Source organism: Planctomycetota bacterium, from assembly GCA_026387035.1.
Taxonomy (GTDB): domain Bacteria; phylum Planctomycetota; class Phycisphaerae; order FEN-1346; family FEN-1346; genus JAPLMM01.
In genome coordinates, this window is sequence record JAPLMM010000313.1 from 1 (window position 1) to 8449 (window position 8449).

An 8449-nucleotide genomic window follows, 5' to 3' on the forward strand; every position below is an offset into this window, starting at 1 on the left:
GCGGCAGGGCGATTGCTCAAGAGCCTTCGGCTGGATGCCATCATCGTGACGCTCGACAAGGATGGGGCCTATCTGGCCCTCAAGGGCCGCAAGGGCCAGATGGTTCCGACACGGCCGCGGCGGGTTTACGACAATGCCGGCGCGGGCGACATGGTCATTTCCGTCGTCGCGCTCATCGTGGCGGCCGGCGGGTCGCTCGTGGATGCGGTGCGGCTCGGAAACGTCGCGGGCGGCCTGGAAGTCGAGAAGTTCGGCGTGCAGACGGTTTCTCGCGAGGAGATTGTCGGCGACCTCTTGGGCGAGGCGCGCCGGGCGGGCGACAAACTCCGCAGCCTGGAGAATCTTCTGGTGGACCTCGCCCGCCACCGCGCCGGCGGCGAGAGCGTCGTTTTCACCAACGGGTGCTTCGACCTCGTGCACGCCGGCCACGTGGCGTTCTTCGAGTTCGCGGGCGCCCAGGGCGAGGTGCTCGTCGTCGGTGTGAACTCGGACCGCAGCGTCCGGGCCATCAAGGGGGCCGGACGCCCGATTTGCTCCGAGAAAGAGCGGGCCCGGGTCCTCGCCGCCCTGGAGGCGGTTGACTATATCGTTCTGTTTGACGAGGAGACGCCGGAGAGGATCATCCGCGCGGTCCGACCCGACGTTCTGGTCAAGGGCGAGGATTGGCGCGCGAAGGGCGTCGTCGGGCGCCGGAGCGTGGAATCGAGCGGCGGGCGGGTGGTGCTCGCGCCGCTCCTGGAGGGACTCAGCACCACGGAACTCGTGAGGCGCATCCGCCGCTCGGACGAGAAGGGTTCCGCCTAATACTATTACGCTGTGTTCTTCAACGCAGAGACCGCCGAGAACGCAGAGAACGGCACAAATTGGGTAAAGACGAAAAGGGAAGGCGTCCGTTGTTGGCTGCTGTTTGTTGTTACCCAGGCCTCGGCTTTCTCTGCGGTCTCTGCGATCTCTGCGTTGAGATAGCGTTGTAGTACTAAAGCCCTTATCCGATGAAGGGAGGACGGTGTGACGCAAGCCATTCCGGACCGCATCCAACTGTCGATCCGCATGTGCAGCGACATGGCCGAGACGCTGGCTGAGCCGATCGCGCGGGCCGCGGACGTTCTCGTGGCCGCCCTTCGCGCCGGCCGCACGATCTACGTCTGCGGCGACGGCGGCAGCGCGGCCCAGGCCCAGCACCTCGCGGGCGAACTCGTCGGGCGGTTCCTGGTGGACCGCCCTGCCCTCCCGTGCGTCGCCCTCACGACCGATACCAGCGTCCTGACGGCCGTGGCGAACGATTACAACTTCGAGCAGGTCTTCGAACGCCAGGTCGAGGCGCTCGTCAGGGAAGGCGATGTGCTCGTGGCGATTTCGACCAGCGGCGAGAGCGTCAACGTCCTGAAGGCCGCCAGCCTCGCACGGAAACGAGGAGCCAGGACCATCGGCCTCACGGGCGCCAGCGGGGGAAAACTCGTAGAACTTTGCGACGAGTGCCTCGCCGTCCCGGCCGAGTCCAGTCCCCTCATCCAGGAAGGCCATCTCCTCGTGCTGCACATCCTCTGCGGCCTGGTGGAACAGGCCCTTTTCGCGCGCGACGAACCCAAGGACGACGACCAGGACAAGAGGGAGTGATCTAGTGGGCCAACCTGCTGTGTTTCTCGATCGCGACGGCACGTTGATTGAAGAGATCGGTTATCCGACGCGGCCTCAGCAGATCCGCATCCTGGGCGGCGTCGCCCGGGGCCTCGCGCGACTCGCCGAGGCCGGCTTCAAACGGATCGTCGTTACGAACCAGTCGGGCATCGCGCGCGGCCTGATGACGGAAGACGATCTCGACCGGTTCCACGAGGCGCTCGACGAGCAACTCGACCTCCTCGGCGCCGCCGTGGACGCCTACTACGTCTGCCCGCACCATCCCGACCGCTCCGAGGCCGCCCGCCCCGACCTGGCGATTGAATGCGACTGCCGCAAACCCAAGCCGGGCCTCATTCTCCAGGCTGCCGAGGATCTCGACATTGACCTGGGGGCCTCGTGGGCCATCGGCGATACGTGGCGCGATGTCCAGGCGGGCCAGGCCGCGAGCCTCAAGACCATCAAACTGCCCGCGCCGCCGGGCCACGATGCGCCCCGGCCGGCCGACGTCCCGCCGCCGACCGCCGAGGCCGAGGATTTCGAGGATGCGGTCCGCATCATCCTGGGCGACCGTGAGGCCGTTCCTCCCGAGGCCGCCGAGGCGCAAGCCCCTCCGGCGCATGACCAGCCGCCACCCTCCGCTCGCGAGGAGCCGTGGCCCGAGGACACCGAGGCGCCGGCGCCGCAGGAGGAAACCGCGGCGGAATCGCCGCTTCCGGTGTGGCCGCATTTCGTGGCAAAGGGGCAAGACTTCCCTCAAAACCACGGTGTGGCACGGCCGGTCTTGCCCGGCCGTGCCTCGGCGCACGGCGGGACAAGGCCCGCCGTGCCACACGCAGATTTGAAAGCGGCTTCGACGCCGCCCGATGCAGCGCTGAAAGCGACCGAGGAACGTCGCCCGGCCGCGCCGGCCGACGCCGCCGTGTGCGCCCGGTGCGGCCAGAAGATTCCTTCGACGGCCCTGGCCTCGGGGGCGGCCGGGCCGCGCGCCGGTCGCCTGCTGTGCGCCGAGTGCCTGGCCCATCAGCCGCCTGACGTGGATGAAGTGGCGGCAGCACGGACGGGCGAGACAGGGACGTTGCTGTACGCGATGCTGAAGGAACTTCGCCGCATGGGCCGCATCCAGAGCCCCGAGAGCCTGCCCCTCGTTCGACTGTTTGCCTACGTGATCCAGGCCGTGGCGATCTTCGCCGCCGTATGGGGCCTCTTGAACCAGGACCGGCCGGGATTCATCCAGGCCGCCGTCTTCCTCCAACTGGTGGTGGTCACGCTTCTCGTGCTCGAGAGGAAATCATGACGCTGGCGGTGGCATTGCCGAACTGGGTCGGCGATGCCGTTATGGCCACGCCGGCCCTTCGCTCCCTTCGGGCGCGGTTCCCCGAGGATCGGATCGTGGCCGTCGTGCGGCCCTACGTGCGCCCCGTGCTGGACCCGAACCCGTGGACCGACGCGTTTCTCGAAGTGGAGCCTTCGACCGGCGGGCTCTGGGATGCCGTGCGGCGACTGAAGGCCGAGCGTGCCGAGATCGGCATCCTCCTGCCGAACAGTTTTCGAAGCGCGCTCGTGTTCTTTCTGGCCGGCGTCAAGCGGCGGATCGGCTACGCGCGCAGCGGCCGGGGGCTGATGCTGACGGACGGCGTGCCGGCGCCGAGGGAAGGCAAGCGGTTTCTCCCCGTGCCGCAGATCACATACTATCTGAGGCTGGTCGAGATTCTGGGGGCGCCGACGGCGGACCGCCGGATGGAATTGTTTCCGACGGAGGCCGACGAGGCCGCCGCCGAGGCCGCCTATGCGGCCGCGGGCCTCGAGGCCGGGCGCACGCTCCTCCTTTCCCCCGGTGCGGCCTTCGGGCCGTCGAAAGCCTGGCCCGTGCCTCACTGGGCGCACCTGGTCAAGGGAGCGCGGGAACGGTTCGGCCTGGAGTCGGCGATTCTGTGCGGCCCGTCGGACGCCGGGCTCGCGGCGGAAATCGTCGCGGCCGCCGACGGCCGATGCGCTGCGTTGCACGACAAGGGGATTGACCTGGCTTCGGCCCGGGCCGTGGTGCGGCGGGCGCGCGTCCTGGTGGCGATCGACAGCGGCCTGAGGCACTACGCGGCCGCGCTCGGGCGGCCGGTCGTGGCCCTCTTCGGACCCACGGACATTTGCTGGACCGAGACGTGGCACGCGAAGGAAGTTCGGCTCCAGGCGGTGCCGCCCTGCGGGCCGTGCCAGAAACCGGTTTGCCCCGTGGGAACCACCGAGTGCATGTGGAAGATCGCGCCCGAGGAAGTCCTCGACGCACTGGACGAAGCGCTGCGGCGCGATTGAGGGGAAGCGAGGCGGGATGCTGGACCGGCAAGAACTCGGCGCAATCCGCGACGGGCGCCGCTGCCCGGAGAACCTCGCTTCCATCGTCATCCCGCATTACCAGACGGAAGACCTGGTCCGGCTTTGCCTGCGCGCGATTCGGCGGCTGACGGACCATCCGTACGAGACGATCGTCGTGGACAACCACTCGCAGGACGGTTCGCTTGATTATCTGAGGCGCGTCGGATGGATTCGCCTGATGGAACGCGGGCCGGAAACGGAATCCGAGGCCGTCTTCGCCCACGCGACGGCGATGGACGTCGGCATGGCGGCCGCCCGAGGACGCTGGCTCGTCAGTTTCCACACCGACACGATCGCCCGGCGGGAAGGATGGCTCGGGGACCTGATTTCGCGCCTCGAGGCGAATCCTCGCGCCGCTGCTCTTGGTGCGGACAAACTCGAGTCTGCTGCCGGGTGGTACCAGGCAATGAAACGCCTGTGGGACGAACAGCGGATCAAAGCGTTCTTCCGCCGGCTCGTCGGAATGGCGCCGAAGGCGAAGCACCCGCCGACGCCCTGGTATCCCCGCTCGTATTGCGCGATCTACCGCCTGGACGTCGTGCGTCAACGGGGCCTCGACTTTCAGCCCGCACCGGGCCACCCGGCGGGCGAGTTGCTTTACCGGGGCCTCGAGGCCGCCGGTTACGAAGCCGTCAAACTCGACCCGGACGAAATGCACCAGTACGTGGAACACGTGGCCCACGCGACGGCGTTTCTGGCGCGCGGCGGCATCGGCCATTGGCGCGGGAACCAGAAGGTGCGAGGGGCGATGCGCCGACTTCTCGGGTCGGACCTCGCGAGGGAACTTCTGAGCGACGATTCGCTGGACCGGTGAGCAGATATGGCCTTGCTCGAAATCCATCCCGACGCCAGGGCGCTCCTGGAAGCCAACGGCCTGGCTTCCTTCGAGGCGCTGTTTGCCGCCGGCGACGCGGGCCTCGTGGATGGGCACCAGGAACGGAGCGTCTCTCGCGTCGAACTTCGCGCCGCGAGCGGCGAGCCGGTCGTCATTTACCTGAAGCGCCGCTGGGGCCGCGCCGCCGGCCGATCGTGGACGGACCTCCTGCGCCTGAAATGGCCGGCGTGCGCGACGGCGCGGGAATGGTCCAACATTCAGCGCCTCGCCGCCGCAGGAATCCCCGTGGCCGATCCGGTGGCCTGGGGGCGCGCCGCCGGCCCCGAAGGACCACGCACGCTCCTGGCCGTGCGGGAAGTGCGGGGCCTTTCGCTCGCCTCCTGGCTCGACCAGTTGACGCCGGGAGGGGCCGAACCCCATCCGCACTCCGTGGCGCAGGTCGCGGCGGCGGTCGGCAAGGCGGTTCGCCGGCTCCACGACGCCGGTTATTCGTTTCCCGACCTTTATGCCAAGCACGTGTTCCTCGAGGACGCGGGGGGCGAGGCGCCTCGCGTCGTCCTGATTGACGTCAGCCGTCTGCGACGTTACACGCCGCGGCGTGGCGCGGCAGACTTGGCCGCCCTCCACACGACCACGCAGGTCCCGCCCGTCCGCAAGGAGGACCGTCTGATCCTCCTTCGCGCGTACCTTGGCGACCGGGCGGCGGACGGCGACATTGAACGGCTTGCTCGCCGCATCAAGTCCCGGCTCGCCGGGACGCGGCGAATCGCCGGCCGGGGACGCGACCCCCACCTGATTCCCGCGCGCCGCGTCGCCCCTCCCGGGATGGTCCCTCTGGCGGAGGAACGGTTCTCGACGGTGGACGGCGGGCGCCTGCGCGTGAACGAGGCGTTCCGCCCCGCGCTCGAGGCCGCGGGCCTCTCGACGCTCGACGCGCTTAGGACCTTCGAGGGCGGCGAGACGTACCGCGTCGGGCCGGGGCGACGGACCGTGCGGGCCGAACTCGCGGACCCGGCGGGCACAGCGCGCGTCGTTTACATCAAGCGGCACGACCGCGTGCCGTGGCAGACGAAGATTCGCCGGATGCTCAGCCTGGGCGAGCCGATCTCCCTTGCCGAGCACGAAGCACGCAACCTCGTCCGCCTCATGGACGCCGGCATTCCGACCGTGCGCTGTGCCGCCGTCGGGTGGGAGTTTACGAACGGCGGCCGGGGCGAGCGAAGTTGCCTCGTGACCGAGGAACTGGCCGGCGCCGTACAGGCCGACGTTTACTGTGAGCGCCAATTCGGGAGCGCCGGCGACCGTGGGAAAACCGCCGCCAGGCGACGGTGGATCCGTGCGCTGGCGCGCCTCGCCCGGCAGTTTCACGGCAGCGGTTTTGTCCACCGCGACTTTTACCTGTGCCACGTGCTCGTCCGGCCGGTCGGGGCGGACGACTTCGTTCTGCACCTCATTGACCTTCAGCGGATGATGCGATTTCGCGGCGGCGTGCCCGCGTCGCCGCGAGGCGTGCCGGGGCGGTGGATCGTCAAGGATCTGGCCGCCCTCGTCTTCTCGTCCTGGCCGTCGCCCGCGACTTTCGTCCGGTCGGAGGTGTTCACGAACACGGACCGGATGCGGTTCGCGCGCGAGTACTTCGGGACGGACCGTCTGAGCGCGGCCCAGAAGGCGCTCGTTCGGCGCGCGGTCCGCAAGGCCCGCCGGATCGAGGGGCACGAGCGGCGGCGTTCGCAGCCGCAGTGACGGCGGCGCGGAAGGGCTAAAAGGAAAAAGCGCGGCGGGTCTCCCGACCCACCGCGCAAAAGGGCCCCAAGATCCTGCTGGCCAAACGCCCGTCCGTGCGGAAAATGGGAAGGCGATCCAGCACGAGCGGCGGGGCGTTCCCCCGCCTCGACGGATGGGATAGAGCCATGGCAGGTTTCATGAGACGCTTCCGGGAAGGCCTCGGGCGGGCTCGAATCAGCCTGCGCCTGCACAAGTGGCCGGCATGGGTCGGTCGGCTGTCGCTCCTGTATAACCGCCTGCTGAATCCCGGGTTCACGGTCGGCGCCGGGGCGCGCGTTCGCGGCCGCTTCTGCGTCATCATGTACGGCCAGGGCGAGGTTGTCTTTGGGGCGAAAGCCCGCATCGTGTCGGATTACAAACGATCCCCGCTCGGCGCGGGGTCGCGCTGCAAATTTGTCACGTTCCCCGGCGCGCGGATCATCCTGGGCGACGGGGTGATCTTCGCCGGCACGGTCATCGTCGCCCGCAAGTCCGTCGAGATCGGCGACGGGACGGGGGTGGCGGCCAACGTCGTGATCGCCGACAGTGACTTTCACGTCGTTTGGCCGCCCGAGCGGCGCTTTCACCCTGCGCCGATCGAGGAGGCGGAGCCGGTGAAGATCGGCCGGCGCGTCTGGATCGGCTACGGCGCGATCATCTTGAAGGGTGTGACGATCGGCGACAACGCGGTCATCGGGGCGGGCAGCGTGGTCACCCGAGATGTTCCGGCCAACACACTGGCGGCCGGTTCCCCCGCCCGGGTGATCCGGCGGCTGGACGAACCGGCGGGAGCCCACACTTGCGCGCCATCGGCAGATGACTGTCCTCCGAGCCGCGGACCCCAACCATGAGGATCGGTTTTCAAATCGAATATCTCGACCCGGCGCGGGGCGGCGCGGAGACGTATGTGTACCGCTTTGCTGAGGAACTGCTGTCGGCGGGTCACGAGGTCCATCTGTTTGCGGCCGGTTTCGGGAAGTCGCCCGAGGGCGCCGTCACGCACCGGGTCCTGCGTTACGGTCTTTCGCGGATGGAACGGGACTGGCGTTTCGCGCGGGCCGCCGGCCGCGCCGCGCGCCGCGCGCGCCTCGACGTGGTTGCGGCCGTCGGTCGGACGTTCGGCGCCGACGTGCTTCAGCCGCACGGCGGGACGCTCCGCGGAAGCCGGCGGCAGAATCTGCTTCTGGTGCGAGGCGCCGGTCTGTGGGCGATGAAACAGGTGTCCGACTGGTTGAACCCGCGGGTGCGGACGCTCGTGTGGCTCGAGGGCCGACAGTTTGCCGCCGATCCGCCGCCCGAGGTCGTCGCCATCAGCCGCATGGTCCGGCGCGACATGCAGGAGTTTTACCGCGTGCCGGACGAGCGCCTGCACCTGGTGTACAACGGCGTGGACGTGAAACACTTCAGCCCGGAGGCCTGCCGGTCCCGGCGGGACGAAGCGCGCGATCGGCTCGGATTGGCGGAGAGCGAAACCTGTTTCCTCCTGGTGGCCCACAATTTTAAACTGAAAGGCGTGCGCGAACTGGTCGAGTCGGCGGGGTTTCTTCATGGCGACCGCGCCGGAGGCGACCTGTGGCGCATTGTGGTGGTCGGCAAGGCGAATCCGCGCCCGTATCAGCGCCTGGCGGAGCGCCTGGGCTGCGCCGGGCGGATTCATTTTGTGGGTCCGGCAGCGGATGTTCTGCCGGCCTACGCGGCTGCCGATGTTTACGTCCATCCCACCTGGTACGACCCGTGCAGCCTGGTGGTGCTCGAGGCGCTTGCCTGCGGCCTGCCGGTGATTACGACGCGATTCAACGGCGCGGGCGAACTGATTGAGGACGGGCGGGAGGGTTTCGTTCTGGATTCCCCGGCGGACACGGC

At 68.8% G+C, this 8449-nt stretch carries 7 protein-coding genes and 1 pseudogene; all 8 read left to right on the forward strand.

The genetic code is table 11. The annotated features are described in order from the left end of the window. A partial coding sequence (gene rfaE2 / locus NTX40_11715; GenBank protein ID MCX5649736.1) for a D-glycero-beta-D-manno-heptose 1-phosphate adenylyltransferase occupies positions 1–804 on the forward strand: 804 nt, incomplete at its 5' end. 246 nt (positions 805–1050) lie between these two features. Then, positions 1051–1617 (forward strand): D-sedoheptulose 7-phosphate isomerase, encoded by a 567-nt coding sequence (locus tag NTX40_11720; GenBank protein MCX5649737.1) that lies wholly within the window; start codon positions 1051–1053, stop codon positions 1615–1617. Positions 1618–1621: 4 nt separating this feature from the next. Beyond that, a complete protein-coding gene (locus tag NTX40_11725; protein MCX5649738.1) occupies positions 1622–2914 on the forward strand; it encodes an HAD family hydrolase in 1293 nt (430 codons plus the stop codon). Beyond that, complete coding sequence (gene waaF, locus NTX40_11730; protein ID MCX5649739.1) at positions 2911–3927, forward strand: lipopolysaccharide heptosyltransferase II; 1017 nt, start codon at positions 2911–2913, stop codon at positions 3925–3927. Before NTX40_11725 ends, waaF begins: the two co-directional genes overlap by 4 nt. A gap of 16 nt (positions 3928–3943) precedes the next feature. After that, on the forward strand, positions 3944–4801 hold the full coding sequence (locus NTX40_11735) for a glycosyltransferase (GenBank protein ID MCX5649740.1): 858 nt from the start codon (positions 3944–3946) through the stop codon (positions 4799–4801). Between the two features lie 6 nt (positions 4802–4807). Then, a complete protein-coding gene (locus tag NTX40_11740; GenBank protein MCX5649741.1) occupies positions 4808–6565 on the forward strand; it encodes a hypothetical protein in 1758 nt (585 codons plus the stop codon). Between the two features lie 632 nt (positions 6566–7197). Then, positions 7198–7350 (forward strand): annotated as a pseudogene (locus tag NTX40_11745) (DapH/DapD/GlmU-related protein). An 83-nt stretch (positions 7351–7433) separates the two neighbouring features. Then, positions 7434–8449: glycosyltransferase family 4 protein (locus NTX40_11750; protein MCX5649742.1), on the forward strand; the 1016-nt coding region annotated here is incomplete at its 3' end.